At 57.5% G+C, this 21,591-nt stretch carries 17 protein-coding genes and 2 rRNA genes (1 of these 19 cut by a window edge); 14 read left to right on the top strand and 5 right to left on the bottom strand.

Annotated elements, in window-relative coordinates; all coding sequences use genetic code 11:
- From DKY63_RS13175 to DKY63_RS13150, 6 genes are all read left to right on the top strand, one after another.
- A 23S ribosomal RNA gene (locus DKY63_RS13175) occupies positions 1–1,662 on the top strand; it begins 1,230 nt to the left of the window's first position.
- 146 nt (positions 1,663–1,808) lie between these two features.
- Positions 1,809–1,924 (top strand): 5S ribosomal RNA (gene rrf, locus DKY63_RS13170).
- A gap of 336 nt (positions 1,925–2,260) precedes the next feature.
- Positions 2,261–3,865 (top strand): tetratricopeptide repeat-containing response regulator, encoded by a 1,605-nt coding sequence (locus tag DKY63_RS13165; RefSeq protein ID WP_110964498.1) that lies wholly within the window; start codon positions 2,261–2,263, stop codon positions 3,863–3,865.
- Positions 3,862–4,554, top strand: a complete 693-nt coding sequence (locus DKY63_RS13160) for a sensor histidine kinase (RefSeq protein WP_110964497.1) — start codon at positions 3,862–3,864, stop codon at positions 4,552–4,554. The genes DKY63_RS13165 and DKY63_RS13160 overlap by 4 nt, the downstream gene beginning before the upstream one ends.
- A gap of 215 nt (positions 4,555–4,769) precedes the next feature.
- Positions 4,770–6,011, top strand: a complete 1,242-nt coding sequence (locus DKY63_RS13155) for a glutamine synthetase family protein (protein WP_204354347.1) — start codon at positions 4,770–4,772, stop codon at positions 6,009–6,011.
- 69 nt (positions 6,012–6,080) lie between these two features.
- Positions 6,081–7,442 carry an MFS transporter gene (locus DKY63_RS13150; RefSeq protein WP_110964495.1) on the top strand — a complete coding sequence of 454 codons (1,362 nt, stop codon included), beginning with the start codon at positions 6,081–6,083 and terminating at the stop codon, positions 7,440–7,442.
- A gap of 62 nt (positions 7,443–7,504) precedes the next feature.
- Here DKY63_RS13150 and DKY63_RS13145 read toward each other — a convergent pair whose 3' ends face one another.
- The 4 genes from DKY63_RS13145 to flgA all read right to left on the bottom strand — a co-directional run bounded on the left by DKY63_RS13145 (position 7,505) and on the right by flgA (position 10,125).
- Positions 7,505–8,251 (bottom strand): flagellar brake protein, encoded by a 747-nt coding sequence (locus DKY63_RS13145; protein WP_110964494.1) that lies wholly within the window; start codon positions 8,249–8,251, stop codon positions 7,505–7,507.
- A 92-nt stretch (positions 8,252–8,343) separates the two neighbouring features.
- Positions 8,344–8,811 (bottom strand): flagella synthesis protein FlgN, encoded by a 468-nt coding sequence (locus tag DKY63_RS13140; RefSeq protein ID WP_110964493.1) that lies wholly within the window; start codon positions 8,809–8,811, stop codon positions 8,344–8,346.
- Positions 8,812–8,859: 48 nt separating this feature from the next.
- Complete coding sequence (flgM, locus tag DKY63_RS13135) at positions 8,860–9,186, bottom strand: flagellar biosynthesis anti-sigma factor FlgM (protein WP_110964492.1); 327 nt, start codon at positions 9,184–9,186, stop codon at positions 8,860–8,862.
- Positions 9,187–9,363: 177 nt separating this feature from the next.
- Positions 9,364–10,125 carry a flagellar basal body P-ring formation chaperone FlgA gene (gene flgA / locus DKY63_RS13130; protein ID WP_110964491.1) on the bottom strand — a complete coding sequence of 254 codons (762 nt, stop codon included), beginning with the start codon at positions 10,123–10,125 and terminating at the stop codon, positions 9,364–9,366.
- Positions 10,126–10,206: 81 nt separating this feature from the next.
- Between flgA and DKY63_RS13125 the strand changes: the two genes are divergently transcribed.
- The 6 genes from DKY63_RS13125 to flgE all read left to right on the top strand — a co-directional run bounded on the left by DKY63_RS13125 (position 10,207) and on the right by flgE (position 15,346).
- Entirely contained in the window at positions 10,207–11,139 is a 933-nt protein-coding gene (locus DKY63_RS13125; RefSeq protein WP_110964490.1) for a chemotaxis protein CheV, read from the top strand.
- A gap of 46 nt (positions 11,140–11,185) precedes the next feature.
- Complete coding sequence (gene cheR / locus DKY63_RS13120; RefSeq protein ID WP_110964489.1) at positions 11,186–12,013, top strand: protein-glutamate O-methyltransferase CheR; 828 nt, start codon at positions 11,186–11,188, stop codon at positions 12,011–12,013.
- Between the two features lie 362 nt (positions 12,014–12,375).
- The gene (gene flgB, locus DKY63_RS13115) at positions 12,376–12,783 is read left to right on the top strand and encodes a flagellar basal body rod protein FlgB (RefSeq protein WP_110964488.1); all 408 of its coding nucleotides are present in this window, start codon (positions 12,376–12,378) and stop codon (positions 12,781–12,783) included.
- Between the two features lie 3 nt (positions 12,784–12,786).
- On the top strand, positions 12,787–13,230 hold the full coding sequence (gene flgC / locus DKY63_RS13110; protein ID WP_110964487.1) for a flagellar basal body rod protein FlgC: 444 nt from the start codon (positions 12,787–12,789) through the stop codon (positions 13,228–13,230).
- A 15-nt stretch (positions 13,231–13,245) separates the two neighbouring features.
- Positions 13,246–13,968, top strand: a complete 723-nt coding sequence (gene flgD, locus DKY63_RS13105; protein ID WP_110964486.1) for a flagellar hook assembly protein FlgD — start codon at positions 13,246–13,248, stop codon at positions 13,966–13,968.
- A 31-nt stretch (positions 13,969–13,999) separates the two neighbouring features.
- Complete coding sequence (gene flgE / locus DKY63_RS13100; protein ID WP_110964485.1) at positions 14,000–15,346, top strand: flagellar hook protein FlgE; 1,347 nt, start codon at positions 14,000–14,002, stop codon at positions 15,344–15,346.
- Positions 15,347–15,597: 251 nt separating this feature from the next.
- Here flgE and DKY63_RS13095 read toward each other — a convergent pair whose 3' ends face one another.
- Positions 15,598–18,501 carry a ribonucleoside-diphosphate reductase subunit alpha gene (locus DKY63_RS13095; RefSeq protein ID WP_110964484.1) on the bottom strand — a complete coding sequence of 968 codons (2,904 nt, stop codon included), beginning with the start codon at positions 18,499–18,501 and terminating at the stop codon, positions 15,598–15,600.
- A gap of 732 nt (positions 18,502–19,233) precedes the next feature.
- On the opposite strand from DKY63_RS13095, the gene DKY63_RS13090 reads away from it, so the two are divergent.
- Both DKY63_RS13090 and DKY63_RS13085 read left to right on the top strand, forming a co-directional pair.
- On the top strand, positions 19,234–19,956 hold the full coding sequence (locus DKY63_RS13090; protein WP_110964483.1) for a response regulator: 723 nt from the start codon (positions 19,234–19,236) through the stop codon (positions 19,954–19,956).
- Positions 19,953–21,563 carry an ATP-binding protein gene (locus DKY63_RS13085; protein WP_110964482.1) on the top strand — a complete coding sequence of 537 codons (1,611 nt, stop codon included), beginning with the start codon at positions 19,953–19,955 and terminating at the stop codon, positions 21,561–21,563. Before DKY63_RS13090 ends, DKY63_RS13085 begins: the two co-directional genes overlap by 4 nt.
- Positions 21,564–21,591 lie beyond the last annotated feature (28 nt).

Below are 21,591 nucleotides of genomic sequence, written 5' to 3'. Positions count from 1 at the left end.
CAGAAGTGCGAATGCTGACATGAGTAACGACAATGGGTGTGAAAAACACCCACGCCGAAAGACCAAGGTTTCCTGCGCAACGTTAATCGACGCAGGGTTAGTCGGTCCCTAAGGCGAGGCTGAAAAGCGTAGTCGATGGAAAACAGGTTAATATTCCTGTACTTCTGGTTATTGCGATGGAGGGACGGAGAAGGCTAGGCCAGCTTGGCGTTGGTTGTCCAAGTTTAAGGTGGTAGGCTGAGATCTTAGGTAAATCCGGGATCTTAAGGCCGAGAGCTGATGACGAGTTACCCTTTGGGTGACGAAGTGGTTGATGCCATGCTTCCAAGAAAAGCTTCTAAGCTTCAGATAACCAGGAACCGTACCCCAAACCGACACAGGTGGTTGGGTAGAGAATACCAAGGCGCTTGAGAGAACTCGGGTGAAGGAACTAGGCAAAATGGCACCGTAACTTCGGGAGAAGGTGCGCCGGTGAGGGTGAAGCACTTGCTGCGTAAGCCCACGCCGGTCGAAGATACCAGGCCGCTGCGACTGTTTATTAAAAACACAGCACTCTGCAAACACGAAAGTGGACGTATAGGGTGTGACGCCTGCCCGGTGCCGGAAGGTTAATTGATGGGGTTAGCTAACGCGAAGCTCTTGATCGAAGCCCCGGTAAACGGCGGCCGTAACTATAACGGTCCTAAGGTAGCGAAATTCCTTGTCGGGTAAGTTCCGACCTGCACGAATGGCGTAACGATGGCGGCGCTGTCTCCACCCGAGACTCAGTGAAATTGAAATCGCTGTGAAGATGCAGTGTATCCGCGGCTAGACGGAAAGACCCCGTGAACCTTTACTATAGCTTTGCACTGGACTTTGAATTTGCTTGTGTAGGATAGGTGGGAGGCTTTGAAGCGTGGACGCCAGTTCGCGTGGAGCCATCCTTGAAATACCACCCTGGCAACTTTGAGGTTCTAACTCAGGTCCGTTATCCGGATCGAGGACAGTGTATGGTGGGTAGTTTGACTGGGGCGGTCTCCTCCTAAAGAGTAACGGAGGAGTACGAAGGTGCGCTCAGACCGGTCGGAAATCGGTCGTAGAGTATAAAGGCAAAAGCGCGCTTGACTGCGAGACAGACACGTCGAGCAGGTACGAAAGTAGGTCTTAGTGATCCGGTGGTTCTGTATGGAAGGGCCATCGCTCAACGGATAAAAGGTACTCCGGGGATAACAGGCTGATACCGCCCAAGAGTTCATATCGACGGCGGTGTTTGGCACCTCGATGTCGGCTCATCACATCCTGGGGCTGAAGCCGGTCCCAAGGGTATGGCTGTTCGCCATTTAAAGTGGTACGCGAGCTGGGTTTAGAACGTCGTGAGACAGTTCGGTCCCTATCTGCCGTGGACGTTTGAGATTTGAGAGGGGCTGCTCCTAGTACGAGAGGACCGGAGTGGACGAACCTCTGGTGTTCCGGTTGTCACGCCAGTGGCATTGCCGGGTAGCTATGTTCGGAAAAGATAACCGCTGAAAGCATCTAAGCGGGAAACTTGCCTCAAGATGAGATCTCACTGGAACCTTGAGTTCCCTGAAGGGCCGTCGAAGACTACGACGTTGATAGGTTGGGTGTGTAAGCGCTGTGAGGCGTTGAGCTAACCAATACTAATTGCCCGTGAGGCTTGACCATATAACACCCAAGCAATTTGCGTCGAAAGGCCAGATTGCGGTGTGTGAAGACGCAATGAACCGAAAGTTCGCGCAACTCGCAAACACCGAAAGCTGTCACATACCCGATTCGCTGGAACGTTGAAAGACGCGTCAGCTCAAGAATTTCTTGACGACCATAGAGCATTGGAACCACCTGATCCCATCCCGAACTCAGAAGTGAAACAATGCATCGCCGATGGTAGTGTGGGGTTTCCCCATGTGAGAGTAGGTCATCGTCAAGATTAAATTCCGAAACCCCAATTGCGAAAGCAGTTGGGGTTTTGTTTTTGCGCGCGAAAAAGTAGCGTGCCGAAAACTCAGTTTCTCCCTCCTGATCCAGGGCTTTATCGCGGGGCAAATAGCACGATTACGCAACTCATGCTTCAAGAGAACGCTACCCCTGGCCGATAACCATACCGTCACAGGGCCTTCAATTCTCGCAGCGTCTGCTCAAGAGAAATCGCTTGATAGCATGTGGCCACTAGCTATCATCATGCGCGCATGAAGGGGCAGTGAAGCTGATCTTGTTCATTTAGTTGCCTTTCGGTTCTTCTTCTTAAATTGCCTGGAAATCTTCGATGTTGTCGTATCACCAAAAGAGTTTTCTGATCGTCGATGATTTCTCGGACTTCCGCAGCTCGGTAAGGTCCATGCTGCGCGAACTGGGCGTCAAGGATGTAGACACCGCTGACACCGGCGAGCAGGCACTGAAAATGTGCTCGCAGAAGACCTACGATTTCATCCTGCAGGACTTTCACCTGGGGGATGGCAAGAAGAACGGTCAGCAGGTTCTCGAGGACCTGATGATTGAGAAGTTGATCAGCCATGAAAGCGTATTTGTCATGGTGACCGCCGAAACGAGCCAGGCAATGGTGCTCAGCGCACTGGAGCACGAACCCGACGCGTATTTGACCAAGCCGTTCAACCGTTCCGGTTTGGCCCAGCGTCTTGAGCGTCTGGAGCAACGCAAGACGCTGCTCAAGCCAATCCTGCAAGCCCTCGACCGGGGAAAACCGGCCGAAGTGCTCAACGCTTGCGTCGCTTTGTGTAAACAAGACATCCGCTACTCGCCGCTATGCCTGCGTTATCGCGCCGATGCACTACGCGACCTGAATCAGAATGAGGCGCTGGAGCGTCTCTACGACAGCATCATCGCTGATCGCCCTCTCCCTTGGGCGTTTGCCGGCCTGGGCAAGTTGCTGTTCAAGCGTGGGCAGGTTGCACAAGCTAAAGGTATCTACGAAAAGGCACTTAAAGTATTCCCCATGATGCCGGCACTCTACGATGGCATGGCGGATGTACTGGTGGCGGAAGGTGATACCAAGTCTGCTCAGAAAGTACTGGAAGAGGCGATTCGCCTTTCGCCCTTGGCAGTTCGGCGCCAGGCACAATTAGGCAAATTGGCGATGGCCAATGAAGACTTCGACACGGCCTCCAAAGCCTACCGGCAGGCCGTTGCCCAAGGCGCCCAATCACGTTTCAAGGATGCCGAGAGTAATCTGGGATTGGCCCATGCCTTGATCAGTAAAGGCAGCGAAAAAGGCCTGGATACCCGGACCCGACTGGAAATCAATACAACGCTGAGTGCCGTGGCCAAGGAAAATCCTTCCGACCCCGGCCTGCAAATCCGCGCGCGCTTGATGAAGGCCACCAGCCTGTTGCTCAACGATGCCGAGACCGCTGAAAAACTCACCGAGCAAGCGATGTTGCGCCTCGATGGCATGGAGCAGTTCATGAGCGCGGAGGCGGCGCTGTTGGTGGCCAAGCAATTGCAAATGCTCGGTCAGGCAGAAGCCGGCACAACGATGCTGAAAAACTGCGTGGAAATTTACGGTGACGATCCGGCCGTCATGAAGGACATCGCCAAGCTGACGGATGACCCAACCATTCTCAACTCAGGGAATGCTGCGGCAGATCTCAACCGTCAGGGCGTACGCGTCTACAAAACCGGCAATCTGGTCGAGGCCCGGGATGTGTTTCGCAAGGCCCTGGCAATGCAGCCAAAGAACATCAGTATCGCATTGAACATGGCGCAATCTTTGTTACATGGCACCGACACCAGTGTGCCGTCGGCTGAGCTCGAAGAGTGTCGAAAGTGTTTGAAAATGGTCGGTTTGATGCCTGACACCGATGCGCGTTATCCGCGTTACCAGAAGCTCAAAAGCAAGGCGTTTGGCGAATGAACGATAACCAGCAGTCCCTGGACTTCTCCACGGTAATCGCGTCCACCGTGCATGACATGAAGAACTCTTTGGCCATGCTGATGCAGGCCCACAGCGAATGGTTGGCGAAGTTACCTGATCCGGCGAAACATACCCCGGAGCAAGGCGTGATCGAGTTCGAGTTCGCTCACCTCAACGGCATGCTTGTGCAGTTGCTGGGCCTGTACAAGTTGGGCGTCAATCAGATGCCCTTGCAGCCGGCTTATCACGAACTGGATGACTTCATCGAGGCACAGCTGGCCTGTCATCAAGATGTATTCGTCAGTCGCGGAATTGCAGCCACGTACGAGGTCGACCCATTGAGCCCGCTGGGGTTCTTTGATCGAGAGCTGATCGCTTCGGTTCTGGCAAACAGCATCAACAATGCCGTTCGATACGCCCGGCATGCGGTCTTGATCAGTGTCAGTGATGAAGCCGGAGAATTGGTACTGACCATCAACGATGACGGCGACGGCTACCCTGCCCAGATGATCCAGCAACAGTTGGATTACGTGCAGGGCATCAATCAAAGCAGCGGCAGCACCGGCCTGGGGCTTTACTTTGCCGGGCGAATTGCGGCATTGCATCAGCGCAACGGGGTTGTCGGCCGCACTGAGATCAGCAACGGCGGTCCATTGGGTGGTGGGCTATTCAGAATTTATCTGCCCTGATTTGTTTTGCATGGACCACGTTTTTTTGATTGACGCTGCTTGATATTCCGAACACGCGGAGCCTATTTTGTACGCATTGCCGTTTCGGCCCGCACAAGAACAAGGAAGGCGTCATGACTAGCGATGGCACGAGTTCAATCGCGCAAAGACTGGTGGGCATTGATGAGATTGAATGCGTCACGCCTGATTTGAACGGCGTGCCAAGGGGGAAAGTGATGACCGCCGAGGGTTTCCTCGAGGGGCGTCGTTTGCAGATGGCGCGTGGCGTCATGCTGCAGTGCATCATGGGCGGATATCCGCCAGCGCGTTTTTACGGCAGCGACGATGGCGATCTCGCTCTGATACCCGATCCGACGCAAATCCATCGCTTGCCCTGGAGCAAACAACCTCGTGCATTCGCCATCTGCGATGCGGATGAATTGACCGGAGAAAGCTCCAATCTTTCGACTCGGGGCCAGCTCAAAAAAGTTATCAAGCAATACATGGATCTAGGTCTGAAGCCGGTGGTGGCGACGGAACTGGAGTTTTTTGTATTCGCGCCCAACAGCGATCCGACTCAGCCTTTCCAGCCACCGGTTGGCCTGGACGGTCGTCGCGAAGACGGTCACTCGGCGTTCAGCGTCAGCTCCAATAACGGTCTGCGGCCGTTTTTCAGTGAAGTCTATGAATGCATGGCGGCGTTGGGCTTGCCTCGCGATACCTTCATGCACGAGATGGGTGTCAGCCAGTTCGAGATCAATCTATTGCATGGCGATGCGTTGTTGCTGGCCGACCAGACGTTCCTGTTCAAGCATCTGCTCAAGGAGGTCGCACTCAAGCACGGACTGACCGTGGTTTGCATGGCCAAGCCGTTGGCACATACGCCCGGCAGTTCGATGCACGTTCACCAGAGTGTCATCCAGGCCGATAACGGGCTGAATGTGTTCAGTGACGAGGCCGGTGAGCCAACCGCAACCTTCCGGCATTTCATCGCCGGTCAACAAGCCTGCATGGCGGATTTCACCGCGCTGTTTGCGCCGAACGTGAATTCCTATCAGCGCTTGTGTCACCCCTACGCCTCCCCGAATAATGCCTGCTGGTCTCATGACAACCGAGCTGCGGGTTTGCGCATTCCGGCCAGTTCACCATCCGCACGTCGGGTCGAGAATCGATTGCCGGGCGCCGACGCCAACCCGTATCTCGCGATTGCCGTCAGTCTGGCGGCCGGGCTGTACGGTATTGAACATAAACTGGAGCCCAGCGAGCCCATCCAGGGAGAATTCAACGTACCGGACAATCTTTCATTGCCCTGTACCTTGCATGCTGCTCTTGAGCGTCTGAAACGTAGCCAATTGGCGAGGGAACTGTTCGGCAACGAGTTCATCGAAGGCTACATCGCTTCGAAGACCATGGAGTTGACCAGCTTCCTGGATGAAATTACTCCCTGGGAACGGCGTGTTCTAGCGGCCCAGGCCTGACGCACAGCCTATAACGGTCTATCGTTTCGGTAGCCCGAATCTCACTGCAAGGAGCCGCTCGGAACGCCGATGCGCCAAATCTGGAAACCCTTTCGAGCGCTTTATTTCGCTTCGCTGATGATGTTGATCGGCTCTGGCTTGCTGAGTACTTACCTGGGCCTTCGTCTGGCGGCTGACCATGTCGACAGTCTATGGGTCGGTGCGTTGATGGCAGCCAACTACTTCGGCCTGGTGCTGGGCGGCAAGATCGGCCACCGGTTGATCGCCAGGGTCGGGCACATTCGAGCCTACTCGGCCTGTGCCGGTATCGTCGGTGCGGCGGTGCTCGGGCACGGGCTGGTGGATTTTCTGCCGGCCTGGATTTTTCTCCGGGTGATCGTTGGTCTGGGCATGATGTGCCAGTACATGGTCATCGAGAGCTGGCTGAATGAGCAGGCCGAAGCGAGTCAGCGCGGCACGGTATTCAGTGGTTACATGATCGCTTCCTATCTTGGTCTGGTGTTGGGGCAACTGATTCTGGTCATGCACCCGGGCCTGGGCCTGGAACTGCTGATGTTGGTCGCGTTGTGCTTTGCCTTGTGCCTGGTGCCGGTGGCGCTGACGCGTCGAATTCACCCGGCACCGTTGCGGCCAGCACCGATGGAGCCGAGATTCTTCATCAAGCGCGTGCCGCAATCGTTGAGCACCGTGCTCGGTGCCGGTCTGATCATTGGCTCCTTCTACGGTCTGGCGCCGCTGTATGCCTCGCAGCAGGGGCTATCCACGGAGCAGGTCGGTCTATTCATGGGTAGCTGCATTTTTGCCGGTTTGGTGGTGCAGTGGCCGTTGGGTTGGCTGTCCGACCGATATGACCGGGCACTGCTGATCCGCTGCTTTGCCATGGTTCTGGCACTGGCTGCCTTGCCCTTGGCGATCCTTCAACAGGTGCCGCTGGAGGTGCTCTTCATCGCCGGATTCATCTGCTCCCTGGTGAAGTTCTGCCTGTACCCACTCGCTGTCGCATTCTCCAATGACCACGTCGAAGCCGATCGTCGGGTATCCCTGACCGCGATGTTGCTGGTGACCTATGGCGTCGGCGCCAGCATCGGACCGCTCGCCGCGGGCGTACTGATGAAGATGTTCGGCAGTCACATGCTGTACGCCTTCTTCAGTTTCTTCGCCCTGGTACTGGTGTGGCGAATTCGCCCGAAAGCCGTCACCAACCTGCATCAGGTGGACGACGCGCCGCTGCATCACGTGGCCATGCCGGACAGCATGTCGAGTTCGCCGCTGGTGGCCTGCCTTGATCCGCGGGTCGATGAGCAAGTGGTTCATGATCAGATGCAAAGTCCGCCTTCTGAGCCGAACCCTGAGTCAGAGCCTCAATCCGATGTACCACCTGAGGAGCCGGATTCGGGTCGCGAGCAAAGTTTCACCGAAGCAAGGCCATAACGTCGGGCATAAAAAAAGGGCAGTCACCGAAAGGGACTGCCCGTTTTTTTGAAGCGTTGCTATCAGAAGTCGTCTTTGTCGAAGCGCCGCGCTTCACGTTGCAGCTGATAAACAAATCGCTCGACCTGCCGTTGCACCAGCCCGCTCATGTTGTGAAAGCGTACACCGGCAAAGGTGGTAGAGATTTTTTCTTCGAAGTGCAGGTAGCGCAGTTCGACCGGAGCCGTCATCTTGCCGAAGGGCAGGGCGGCCACGAAGCGGTCATAGACCTGGCCCAGCTGCAGGCTGCCGGTGATGTCGCCGGAAAAGCGCAATTTGCAACCGGTAGCCGAAATATCCAGCAATTTGCCGCTGATCGGTGCCTTGAGCTTTTCGCCATCCAGGTCGACGTCGACCAGCTGCGCCAGTTTCAACGCTGCGCGGAATGCATTGCGGCGTTGGTGATAGATCACTTCATCCGGAAGGGTGCCACGGTAGCAGCGGCTGCCCCCGGATTCATCGATGGTCATCGGTCCGTTGCTTTCCCAGGCGATGCGCACGCCTTCGTGAAAGCCTTCGACCTTGAAGGGTTCGCCGGCCAGCAAGTAGCGTTCGCCGTCGCGAGGAATCATTTCGTCCAGGGCAATCATGTTGCTTTCGCGATCGATGTCCACCAGATAGCTCTGGAAGCGCTGGCTGCGCTCGTGGAACGTAATGATCAGCGGGTCATGGCTTTCTTGCAGCTGGCGAAGGTTGCCGGAGATTTCCAGGGGCGTGCTGAGCACCTTGGGTGGCTGCGGAGCATCGTCCGCATTTAAGGCAATGGACACGGTTAATCAATCTCCAGACAAATTTTGACTACGTCTAGCCAGCATTTTGCCAGCATGTTTCGCATCTTGATAGAGCGTGCTCGTCGGCGGGCTCAAGCCTGACTGAGCGGGCGCGGTTTCACAAGCTTGGAAAATGTTCCGCTGGCATCATAGAGCGCTGGAGGTTCGCCGCCAGTGAGAATTTTCAGCTGGGTCGCCGTGGCGGCCTGCTGCACCAGGATCGACTGGCCATTGTTGGCATTGGTGACCTGGCATTGGGTCAGGAGCTCGTTCAGCACATCGCTTTGTGCCAGCAGCGTTTCGCCCACGCTCGACTGGCTGGCCAGTTGCTCCAGGCCGCTGCGGTTGGTCGGCAGGTTGAGACTGGCGAGGATTTCACTGCGCTTGCGGCCATGCTGTTCGAGCAAAATGATCAATGCCTGCTTCTGCGCCAGAATGCCTTCGAGCAAGTGCATGTCGCGGCCGTGCAAGGCGAGGGATTCGGTTCGCAATAACTCCAGCAGTTGTTGCGCTGGAGCAAAGTCGTCGGTGATCAGTTGCAGTAGATTTGTGTCGTGCATGGCTGGCCTTGGGTTTTAAGCGTCCAAAAGCCTGGCGCGGGCCGTAGCCTAGCGCTGGGCTTCGAAATTGAGCAGTTTGCTGGCTACACGGTTGCTGTCGACTTTATAGCTGCCATCGGCAATCGCTGCTTTCAACTCGGCCACGCGGGCTTTGTCGACGACAGGCTGATCGCGCAGCGTATCAGTGACCTTCTGCAACTGCTGAGCCTCATTGCTGAGATGTACCGACTCCCCGACTGTAGCGGTCCCGGCCTGTTCGCTCGGGGTGTTCAACGGCGCGGATTTGCCGCTTTCGGCAGTTTCCTTGGCGGCGCTGGTACGTGTACTGCCGGTAAGTGACGAGGAGCTGTTCAAACGGCTGAAATCGATAACCATGATAAAAAACCTCTGGGAATTTGGACGCTTGCCATGTTTTCGGCCATTCCCTGAAAAACTTTAGGCTCATTTATCGAGAGCTTGCGCGCGTCAGCGCTCGCTCTGAATGGAGCACAGTTTAGGGAACAGACAGGGCCAGCGCCACATCTTCACTCGCGGTAAGTCCGGCATGGTCGTTTACATTGAGACCTCCACCTGGCCCGGTGCGGTGACCTGTGCCTTGATGACACGCTGGGAGTTGAGGTTTTTCACTCGGATCTGCTCGGCCATGCCGCCATTGGCCAGCGCCTCGCCGGGCATTCGCACACTGAGCGTACCGCTGCGGGCGGTAATTACCACTTGATCACCCTTGCGGATGACTTCCGCCTGTTCGAGGTTCACCAGGGTAACGACCTGATCGGCGACCATTGGTCGGGTCAATCGTTGCCCGATCGCCTGATCCAGCGAAGTCAGATAGCCCTGGCTGATCGCGCTGATATCGCGCTCGCGCAAGATGACGTCCTGGGGTTCAACAATACCGGCGCGCCGCAGCGGTCGGGTGACGGTCACCACATCGCGAAACAGCCGGACTTGAGCGGGTACGAAGACTGTCCAGGGGGACGATCCTTCGCAGCGAACCTTGACTGTAACCCGGCCCAGCGGCTTGGCCGGGCTCTCCAGTGAGGCTGTCAATTCCTTGTCGCACATCGGCATGCGCAGGCGTGGGTCGAGCTGGTTGACCTGGATTTCGTAGCGACCTTCCGTTTGACTGGTGGCCAGATAGTCTTCTACGGTGAATTCAAGAAAGCCCTGAGTGACGCCGATAAGCATGTCAGGCAAGGTAACCGTATCGGCAAGGACAGGGCTGCCAGCGTTGAACAGGCAGACAGCCACCATCACCCCCAGCAGTTTGCGGCAGGTTGTGGTCAAGCGTCGAAAAAACGTCGGTTCTATGTTCATAGAAAGATAAATAGCAAGCGCCGTGCCGTTTACGGATTAAGGTACGTCGCAACAAGTCAGCGTTGGTGTAGGAGTCTGGGCATGGCTGGTGTAATGGATTCAGTGAACCAGCGCACGCAACTGGTGGGGCAGAATCGCCTTGAGCTGTTGTTGTTCCGTCTCGACGGCCAGCAGCTGTATGGGATCAACGTATTCAAGGTGCGGGAGGTGCTGCAATGCCCTCAACTGACGCTGATGCCCAAGTCCAGTCCTGTCGTGTGCGGCGTGGCGAATATTCGGGGAGCGACCATTCCGATCCTGGATCTGGCAATGGCAACCGGCTCGGGAGCCTTGAAGGACAAGAACAACCCGTTCGTGATCATCACGGAGTACAACACCAAGACCCAGGGTTTCCTGGTGCGCTCGGTGGAGCGCATCGTCAACATGAACTGGGAAGAGATCCATCCGCCACCCAAGGGGACCGGTCGCGATCACTACCTGACGGCGGTGACTCGGGTCGACAGCCAGTTGGTGGAAATCATCGACGTCGAGAAAGTGCTGGCGGAAGTGGCGCCGACACCGGAGGCGATCTCCGTTGGCGTAGTGGACGTCGAAACCCAGCACAAGGCGCTCTCGCTGCGCGTGCTGACAGTCGATGACTCGTCGGTGGCGCGCAAGCAGGTCACGCGTTGCCTGCAGACGGTCGGCGTCGAAGTGGTGGCGTTGAACGACGGTCGGCAGGCACTGGATTACCTGCGCAAACTGGTCGACGAGGGCAAAAAGCCGGAAGAAGAGTTCCTGATGATGATCTCCGACATCGAGATGCCGGAGATGGACGGGTACACTTTGACGGCCGAGATCCGCAACGACCCGCGCATGCAAAAGCTGCACATCATTCTGCATACTTCGTTGTCGGGGGTGTTCAATCAGGCGATGGTCAAGAAGGTCGGTGCCGATGACTTCCTGGCCAAATTCCGTCCTGATGACCTGGCATCCCGGGTAGTCGACCGGATCAAGGCAGCAGACATCAGCTAGGGGCGTTCGGCCCCTGGCAGTCAACACGATTTAAGAGGCGGCAGCATTGTCTACGGGTAATTTGGATTTCGAACAGTTCCGGGTATTCCTGGAAAAAGCCTGTGGCATTTTGCTCGGTGAAAACAAGCAGTATCTGGTCTCAAGCCGTCTCAACAAGCTGATGGAGCAGCAGGGTATCAAGTCCCTCGGGGAGTTGGTCCAGCGTATCCAGACTCAGCCGCGCAGCGGTTTGCGCGAGATGGTGGTGGACGCGATGACGACTAACGAAACCCTGTGGTTTCGTGACACCTATCCCTTTGAAGTCTTGAAGAACAAGGTACTGCCGGAATCGATCAAGGCCAGTCCCGGCCAGCGCCTGCGCATCTGGTCGGCGGCTTGCTCGTCGGGCCAGGAGCCGTATTCGCTGTCGATGTCCATCGACGAATTCGAGCGCAGCAACGTCGGGCAACTGAAGATGGGTGTGCAGATTGTTGCCACCGATCTGTCCGGCACCATGCTCAACAACTGCAAGACCGGCGAGTACGACAGTCTGGCCATCGGTCGCGGTCTCTCGCCCGAGCGCCTGCAGCGTTATTTCGATCCGAAGGGGCCTGGCCGCTGGGTGATCAAGGCGCCGATCAAGAGCCGCGTGGAGTTTCGTTCCTTCAACCTGCTGGACAGCTACGCCAGCCTTGGCAAGTTCGACATCGTGTTTTGCCGCAACGTGCTGATCTACTTCTCTGCCGAAGTGAAGAAGGACATTCTGTTGCGTATTCACAGCACGTTGAAACCAGGCGGTTATCTGTTCCTCGGCGCCTCCGAAGCGCTGAACGGATTGCCGGATCATTACCAGATGGTGCAGTGCAGCCCAGGGATTATTTACCAGGCTAAATGATGCAAAAGCGGTGGTCATAAAACGGGAGTCCTCAGGGGCTCCCGTTTTTTTATGCCTATTGATTGTCTGTCGGCATATTCAATTCCTGTGGGAGCGGGCTTGCCCGCGAATGCGGTTCTTCAATGACGATGATGTCGGCTGGCACGACGCCTTCGCGGGCAAGCCCCACAGGTTTAGATGGTGCTATTGAAAAGTAGTGAAGCGGCAGAAAAGCGGCATCTGGCGGAAACTGGTTGCCGCTTTTCTGGCATTGCCGCGTTGCCACTGCCCGCGAAGCCCCGGTTTATGGGGCTTTATTGATTTGGCATGACGCTTGCTAAGTCCATGGTACGAAAAATCAGGTCACCCGAAGGTTTCCCGACATGAGCATCAGCTTCGATAAAGCGCTCGGCATTCACGAAAAGGCTCTGGGCTTCCGCGCCCAGCGCGCCGAGGTCCTGGCCAACAACATCGCCAACGCCGACACCCCGAACTACAAGGCTCGGGATCTGGAATTTTCGAAAGTGCTCGAGGCGCAGAACGAAAAAGCCAAGAACGGTACGTTCGCCTTGAACATGACCAACAGCCGGCATATCGAAGCCGAAGGCCTGGGCAACGGCGACGAGTCGCTGATGTACCGCACGCCGATGCAGCCTTCGATCGACCAGAACACTGTGGACGCCCAGCTTGAACAGTCGAACTATGCGGAAAACGCGATCAACTTTCAGGCCAGCTTCACCCTGCTCAACAGCAAATTCAAAGGGCTGATCTCAGCCCTGCGCGGAGAATAAGTCATGTCTCTATCCAGCGTTTTCAACATTGCCGGTAGCGGCATGAGTGCCCAGAACACGCGCTTGAACACCGTAGCGTCGAACATCGCCAACGCCGAGACGGTCTCGTCGAGCATCGACCAGACCTACCGCGCGCGTCACCCGGTGTTCGCCACCATGTTCCAGGGCGCCCAGAGCGGCGGCAGCGATTCACTGTTCCAGAACCAGGAAGCCGCCGGTCAAGGCGTGCAGGTATTGGGCGTGGTCGAAGACCAGAGCAACCTTGAAGCACGTTACGAGCCGAACCATCCGGCGGCCGATGCCAAGGGCTACGTCTACTACCCGAACGTCAACGTGGTGGAAGAAATGGCCGACATGATTTCCGCGAGCCGTTCGTTCCAGACCAACGCCGAAATGATGAACACCGCCAAAACCATGATGCAGAAGGTCCTGACCCTCGGTCAGTGATAAGGGGCGACTCAGATGAGTGTTTCCGATACCACCAGTGGTTTGTCGCTCAACGACATCCTGGCGAATTCCTCGGTCAAGACCAACACGGAAAAAGATAGCCTGGCGTCCGCCGCTGGCAGTGCCACCGGCAAAAAAGCCCTGGGCAAGGATGCGTTCCTGCAGTTGCTGGTGACGCAGCTGAAAAACCAGAACCCGCTGGAGCCTCAGGGCAACGGTGAGTTCGTGGCACAGCTGGCGCAATTCAGTAGCCTGGAAGGCATTACCACGCTTAACGATACCGTGAGTGGCATTGCTGGCACCTTCGGTTCATCCCAGGCATTGCAGGCTTCGTCCCTGGTGGGCCGTTCGGTCATCGCGCCGGGCGACAAGGCCGTGGTCGACACCACCAAGGGCATGACCGGTTCGGTCGTCCTGCCGCAATCCGTCGCAGAAACCACGGTGAAAATTACCGACAAGGACGGCAAAGTCATTCGCACCATCAGCCTGGCCGATCAAAAAGCCGGCAACGCCAGCTTCACCTGGGATGGCAAGGATGATGCTGGCAACGTGGCTCCGACCGGTACTTACAACTTTGCCGCGTCGACCACTATCGATGATCAGAGCGTGGCGCTGATCACTAACCTGCCGGCAACCGTCAACAGCGTGACCATCAGCCAGACCGGCGGTGAGTTGATGCTCAACCTGGCCGGACTGGGCAGCGTCGCCCTGTCCAAAGTGCAAACCATTGGTATATAGAGCCGACTAACCCGGCACAAAGGAGTGGAATATGTCTTTCAACATCGGCCTTAGCGGTCTCTATGCTGCCAACAAGCAACTGGACGTGACCGGCAACAACATCGCCAACGTGGCGACCACCGGCTTCAAATCGTCCCGTGCGGAATTCGAAGACGTGTACTCGGCGACCAAGCTGGGTTCGGGCAGCAAGACCGTCGGTAGCGGTGTGCGCCTGGCCAACGTCTCCCAGCAGTTCACCCAAGGCGACATCACCAATACCGGCAACGTGCTGGACATGGGTATCAACGGCTCCGGCTTCTTCGTCCTGAACAACAACGGTTCGCTGTCCTACACCCGTGCCGGTACGTTCAAGGTCGACAAGGAAGGCTACGTCACCAACTCCGACGGCACCGCGCGCCTGCAGGGTTATGGCGTGGACGCCAATGGCAAGATCGTCAATGGCGTGTTGAAGGATCTGCGTATCGATACTTCCAACCTAGCACCGAAATCCACGACCACCGTGTCGTCGACGATCAACCTGAACTCCACGGCTGCGATCATCGATCAGACCGTTGCCGCCAACAAGTTCGATCCGGCCAAGCCTGACACCTTCACCAAGCAGTTCAGTACCCCGATTTTCGACACCCAGGGTAACCAGCACACCATGGATCAGTACATGGTTAAAACAGGTCCAAACACCTGGGATACCTACACCCTGATCGATGGTCGTAATCCGGATGGTACTGATCCCATGGGCACCACGCCCACGCCGACCCCGCCGATCCCTTCGACCATGACCTTCGATACCAGCGGTAAGCTGGTATCGGTCAGTACTCCGGTTTCGCCGCCGACTGTTCCGCCAACGTCGACTATCAGCAGTGACCTGAAAATCACCAACTGGGTGCCAGGTAAAGTCACCAATGGTGTATGGGCTGCCAACGGCGCCGCCGCCGACCCTGCCGGTGTGACCATTTCCATGGCCAACACCACTCAGTTCAACGCTGACACCGCGCGCTCGATTCCTGCGCAGAACGGTTACGCCACTGGCCAGATCACCAACCTGACCATCGACGGCAGCGGTGTAATGCTAGCCAACTTCAGTAACTATCAGACCAAGCCGATCGGTCAATTGGCACTGGCCAGCTTCACCAACGAACAAGGCTTGCAGCCTGTGGGCGGTACCAGCTGGAAAGAAACCTACGCCTCGGGCATCCCGGGTTACGATGCACCGGAAACTGGCACTCTGGGTTCGATCCACTCCAACTCCCTGGAAGAGTCGAACGTCAACGTCACCAACGAACTGGTCGACTTGATCAAGGCGCAGAGCAACTATCAGGCGAACGCCAAGACCATCTCCACCCAGAGCACCATCATGCAGACCATCATTCAGATGACTTGATGCTTGCTGGCTGATGGCTGGAAGAAGAACCCCTCGCAAGAGGGGTTTTTTTATGGCTGTCAGATCAAGGGATCGCAGCCTCACTTCGCTCGACACCTCCTACATTGAAATGCGATCTCCTGTAGATACTCTGTCGAGCGAAACGAGGCTGCGATCTTTAGATTTTAAAGAGGCAAAAGAAAACCCCCGACAATCCAGAGGACTGATCGGGGGTTTCAGGCCAGGCGCCTTTCAGCGCCTGTCAGCTCAGCTTATTGGCAAGCTTCGCAATCCGGCTCGTCGATGGCGCAGGCCTTTGGCACTGGAGCCGGGCCGGCCGGAGCGGTTGGAGCCGCCAGGACCGAGTCGTCGCCGTGGTTACCACCGGCGGAGACAGCGTTCAGCTTACCGGTGTTGATGGTCGACTTCTCGGTGCTGGTCGCGGCCAGGGCACGGAGGTAGTAAGTGGTTTTCAGACCACGGTACCAGGCCATGCGGTAGGTCACGTCCAGCTTCTTGCCCGAAGCGCCAGCGATGTACAGGTTCAGCGACTGAGCCTGGTCGATCCACTTCTGACGACGGCTTGCCGCGTCGACAATCCACTTGGTGTCCACTTCGAACGCGGTCGCGTAGAGCGCTTTGAGCTCTTGCGGGATGCGCTCGATCTGCTGCACGGAACCGTCGTAGTACTTCAGGTCGTTGATCATGACCGAGTCCCACAGACCGCGAGCCTTGAGGTCGCGAACCAGGTACGGATTGATCACGGTGAATTCGCCCGACAGGTTCGATTTCACATAGAGGTTCTGATAGGTCGGTTCGATCGACTGCGAAACGCCAGTGATGTTGGCGATGGTCGCGGTCGGAGCGATGGCCATGATGTTCGAGTTACGGATACCTTTCTGTACACGGGCGCGAACCGGTGCCCAGTCCAGGGTTTCCTTCAGGTCGACATCGATGTACTTCTGGCCACGGGCTTCGATCAGGATCTGTTGCGAGTCCAGCGGCAGGATGCCCTTGGACCACAGCGAACCCTGGAAGGTCTCGTACGAGCCACGCTCGTCAGCCAGGTCGCAGGACGCCTGGATGGCGAAGTAGCTGACCGCTTCCATGGACGTGTCGGCGAACTGAACGGCGGCATCGGAACCGTAAGGAATGTGCTGCAGGTACAGCGCGTCCTGGAAGCCCATGATGCCCAGGCCGACCGGACGGTGCTTGAAGTTGGAGTTCTTCGCTTGCGGCACCGAGTAGTAGTTGATGTCGATCACGTTATCGAGCATGCGCACGGCGGTATTCACGGTGCGTTGCAGCTTGGCGGTGTCGAGCTGGCCATTGACGATATGGTTCGGCAGGTTGATCGAGCCCAGGTTGCAAACGGCGATCTCGTCCTTGTTGGTGTTCAAGGTGATCTCAGTGCACAGGTTCGAGCTGTGGACCACGCCAACGTGCTGCTGCGGGCTGCGCAGGTTGCACGGGTCCTTGAAGGTCAGCCATGGGTGGCCGGTTTCAAACAGCATGGACAACATCTTGCGCCACAGGTCTTTGGCCTGGATGGTCTTGAACAGCTTAACCTTGCCCGGGTACTCGGTCAGGGCTTCGTAGTACTCGTAACGCTCTTCGAAGGCCTTGCCGGTCAGGTCGTGCAGGTCCGGAACTTCGGATGGCGAGAACAGGGTCCACTTGCCGTCATCGAAGACACGCTTCATGAACAGGTCAGGGATCCAGTTGGCGGTGTTCATGTCGTGGGTACGACGACGGTCATCACCGGTGTTCTTGCGCAGCTCGATGAACTCTTCGATGTCCATGTGCCAGGTTTCCAGGTAGGCACAGACAGCGCCTTTGCGCTTGCCACCCTGGTTAACGGCGACGGCGGTGTCGTTCACCACTTTCAGGAACGGCACGACGCCCTGGGATTTGCCGTTGGTGCCCTTGATGTAGGAACCCAGTGCACGAACCGGCGTCCAGTCGTTGCCCAGGCCACCGGCGAATTTCGACAGCATGGCGTTGTCGTGGATCGCGTGGTAGATGCCCGACAGGTCGTCCGGCACGGTGGTCAGGTAGCAGCTCGACAGCTGTGGACGCAGGGTACCGGCGTTGAACAGGGTCGGAGTCGAAGCCATGTAGTCGAAGGACGACAACAGGTTGTAGAACTCGATGGCACGGGCTTCGCGGTCTTTCTCCTCGATCGCCAGGCCCATGGCCACGCGCATGAAGAAGATCTGCGGCAGTTCGAAGCGCACGCCATCCTTGTGGATGAAGTAACGGTCGTACAGGGTTTGCAGGCCCAGGTAGGTGAACTGCTGGTCGCGCTCGTGGTTGATTGCCTTGCCGAGTTTTTCCAGGTCGAAGCTGGCCAGCTCAGGGTTCAGCAGCTCGTATTCCACACCCTTGGCGACGTAGGCAGGCAGGGCCTTGGCGTACAGGTCGGCCATTTCGTGGTGGGTGGCGCTCTCGGCAACACCGAGGAAGCCCAGGCCTTCGGCACGCAGGGTGTCCATCAGCAGGCGGGCGGTTACGAACGAGTAGTTTGGCTCACGCTCAACCAGGGTGCGGGCGGTCATCACCAGGGCGGTGTTGACGTCGTTCAGGGCCACACCGTCGTACAGGTTCTTCAGGGTTTCGCGCTGGATCAGGTCGCCGTCGACTTCTTCCAGGCCTTCACACGCTTCGGTGACGATGGTGTTCAGGCGGCCCATGTCCAGCGGCGCCAGGCTGCCGTCGGCGCGGGTGATACGGATCGATGGGTGAGCGTTGACGGTTTCTTCGGCCGGGGAGTGTGCGGCGCGCTCCTTGGCACGGGAGTCACGATAGATCACGTAGTCGCGCGCGACTTTCTGCTCGCCGGCACGCATCAGGGCCAGTTCGACCTGGTCCTGGATTTCTTCGATGTGGATGGTGCCGCCCGATGGCATGCGACGCTTGAAGGTGGCGGTGACCTGTTCGGTCAGGCGGGCAACGGTGTCGTGGATTCGCGACGAAGCGGCAGCGGTGCCGCCCTCAACTGCAAGAAACGCTTTGGTGATGGCGACGGTGATTTTGTCATCGGTGTAAGGAACGACAGTGCCGTTACGCTTGATCACGCGAAGCTGGCCAGGCGCGGTGGCGGACAGATCCGAAGTCGAATCGGCGGCCTGCGGCAAGGTGCCCTGCGGGTTCTCGCGAGTTGTGTCGGTTTGCATGGGTGTCTCCACGTTCTCTATGTTTGTTTGGGCACCATCAAGGTGCCCACCGTTCCGTCCTGAAGCACTACAACCGGCAAAGGCCGGGCATAACAACTTCGGGACAGTAGGAAGGGTGCTATTGGGGCGCCGCTTCCATGCCGAAGTCTTTGGTCTCACGCCTTGGGCCTGAGACCGGGGTCCTTTCAGGTGACAGTTGGGACTGCAACACCCGTACCGTTTTCACCGCTCAGGGCCGAAATACAGTAGCCATCCGCGTGCGCGGTTTGGTCTTGCGAAATTACGTTTGGTTCAACCGGATAGTGGCAAGAAAAGCCCTTGAAATTGCGGTCCGGTTTGTGTTTGGTTTTTTGCGCAAAACCCTACATGTAGGGTTTTTTTGGCGCAGGGCTACAAGATAATGCGTTTGGGGGAGGGATTGCAACGTACTACCTGTGGATAAGCCTGTGCGTAAATTGTGTGTGAAAGAGCGAATCGGCGTGTAGGCCGCGATGCTGCTGGACCGGACTTTTTTTCAGCCATTTTCTTCGATTGAAAACAGCCGGATGGATTTTTAAGGGCGCGAACCCTATCACAAAAAAACGCCTTGTCCGAACGCATTTAGCGGCTTGTGTTCTGCGCGGGCGACGTTTATACAATCGGCCAGCCCGTAGGAGATTTTACCTCTCAAAACATTACAAAAAGACGGGCAGATCCTTCCTTATTAGCGTTCTTGGCAAGTAGAGGTCACCCGTGGAGCAACAAGCCTGGCAGATATTGATTGTGGAGGACGATCAGCGTCTGGCCGATCTGACCCGTGATTATCTGCAAGCCAATGGCCTGCGCGTATTGATCGAGGGCAATGGCGCCCTGGCGGCAGAGCGCATCATCAAGGAGCAACCGGACCTGGTGATCCTCGACCTGATGCTCCCCGGCGAAGATGGCCTGAGTATCTGCCGCAAGGTCCGCGATCGTTATGACGGGCCTATTCTGATGCTTACCGCGCGCACCGACGATACCGATCAGATTCTCGGCCTCGACCTGGGCGCCGACGACTATGTATGCAAACCGGTGCGTCCGCGTTTGCTGCTGGCGCGTATCCAGGCGCTGTTGCGCCGCAGTGAAACGCCGGAAGCGGCCCCGGAGAAACAGCGACGTCTGCAGTTCGGCCCGTTGGTGGTGGATAACGCCCTGCGCGAAGCCTGGCTCCATGACAACGGCATCGAGTTGACCAGTGCCGAGTTCGATTTGCTCTGGCTGCTGGTCGCCAACGCCGGGCGCATTCTGTCCCGGGAAGAGATCTTCACCGCGCTTCGCGGCATCGGCTATGACGGCCAGGACCGCTCCATCGATGTACGCATTTCGCGCATCCGCCCGAAAATCGGCGATGATCCGGACCATCCGCGTCTGATCAAGACCATTCGCAGCAAGGGCTATCTGTTTGTTCCCGAGGCCTGCGCAGACTCGTCCCTGTGAACTCGATCTTCCTGCGCATCTATGGCGGCATGTGCGCCGCACTGATTCTGGTGGCGGTGCTTGGCGTGCTGGCGTTGCACATGCTCAATCAGGTGCGCGGCGAGCAGTATCGCGAGCGTCTGGCCCACGGCACGTTCTCGCTGATGGCCGACAACCTGCAGCCGATGACCCGGACCGAGCGCCAGCGTTCGTTGCTGGTATGGGAGCGGCTGCTTGGGATTCCCTTGGCGTTGAAAACCTTCAGCGAGACCGACCTCGACCTGACCCAGCGCACCCGCGTGTTGCGTGGCCAGGCGCTGGTGGAGCAGACCGGCCCACACGCGGCGAGGGTCTATCGCCTGGTCAGCGACAAGGAGCAACTCGTACTCACGGGCGAAGTGCAGCAGATCAGCGAGCAATTGGCCCGGGCGACGATTTACCTGTTGGCCGACGAACTCGTGCGTTACCCCGTCGGTGAGCAACCGGTGCGGCTGGCGCAATTGAAGCAGGACAAGGGCTTTGGCTTCGATTTGCGTCTGGTGACGGTGGAAGACGCCGATATGGACGAAGACCAGAGCCGTCGTGTGTCCGAAGGCGACACGGTGATGGCGCTGGGCAAGGGCGGCGATTCGATCCGAGTGTTTGCAGGCATGGTCGGCACGCCGTGGGTGCTGGAAATCGGCCCGTTGTATCAGATGAACCCTTATCCGCCGGAATGGTTGGTGTTGATCGCCGCGCTGGGCCTGACCCTGATCGGGCTGATCGTCTACCTGCTGGTGCGTCAGCTGGAGCGCCGCCTGCGCGGTCTGGAAGCGGCGGCTACACGGATCGCCCAGGGCAGCCTGGAAACCCGTGTGCCGGCACGCGGGGCTGACTCCGTGGGGCGACTGGCGTCTGCGTTCAATGGCATGGCCGAGCACCTGCAACAACTGTTGGCGATTCAGCGGGAGCTGGTGCGTGCCGTGTCCCACGAATTGCGCACGCCGGTGGCACGCTTGCGCTTTGGCCTGGAAATGATCGGCTCGGCCACCACCCCGCAGGCCTTGGAAAAATACTGCGAGAGCATGGATCACGACATCGAGGATCTCGACCGTCTGGTCGATGAAATGCTGACCTATGCGCGATTGGAGCAAGGCTCGCCGGCCCTGAACTTCCAGCGCATAGATCTCGATGCCCTGGTCAATCAAGTGATTGAGGAACTGGCGCCGCTACGCTTGGAGATCACGGTGCAGCGAGGCTTGTGCCTGTCCGCCGCCGATTGCGACGACGCCTGGGTCGAGGCCGAGCCACGCTACTTGCACCGGGCGCTGCAGAACCTCGTCAGCAACGCCATGCGCCACGCGCAATCACGGGTGACCATCAGCTATCAGGTGGGGCAACAGCGCTGCCGGGTGGATGTTGAAGACGACGGGCCGGGCGTGCCGGAAATCGCCTGGGAAAAAATCTTCACCCCGTTCCTGCGCCTCGATGACAGCCGCACCCGTGCATCGGGCGGACATGGACTGGGCTTGTCCATTGTCCGGCGCATCATTCATTGGCACGACGGCCGGGCATTGATCAGCAAGAGCAAAAGCCTGGGCGGGGCGTGTTTCAGCCTGAGCTGGCCGAGAAATCAGGAGAAGCGCTGAGATTATTGTTTTGTTCGAGGACCCCATC

It is taken from the genome of Pseudomonas putida (assembly GCF_003228315.1).
GTDB lineage: Bacteria > Pseudomonadota > Gammaproteobacteria > Pseudomonadales > Pseudomonadaceae > Aquipseudomonas > Aquipseudomonas putida_S.
Note: the sequence above shows the minus strand (reverse complement) of the source record. Positions and strands in the feature narration are given on the sequence as shown.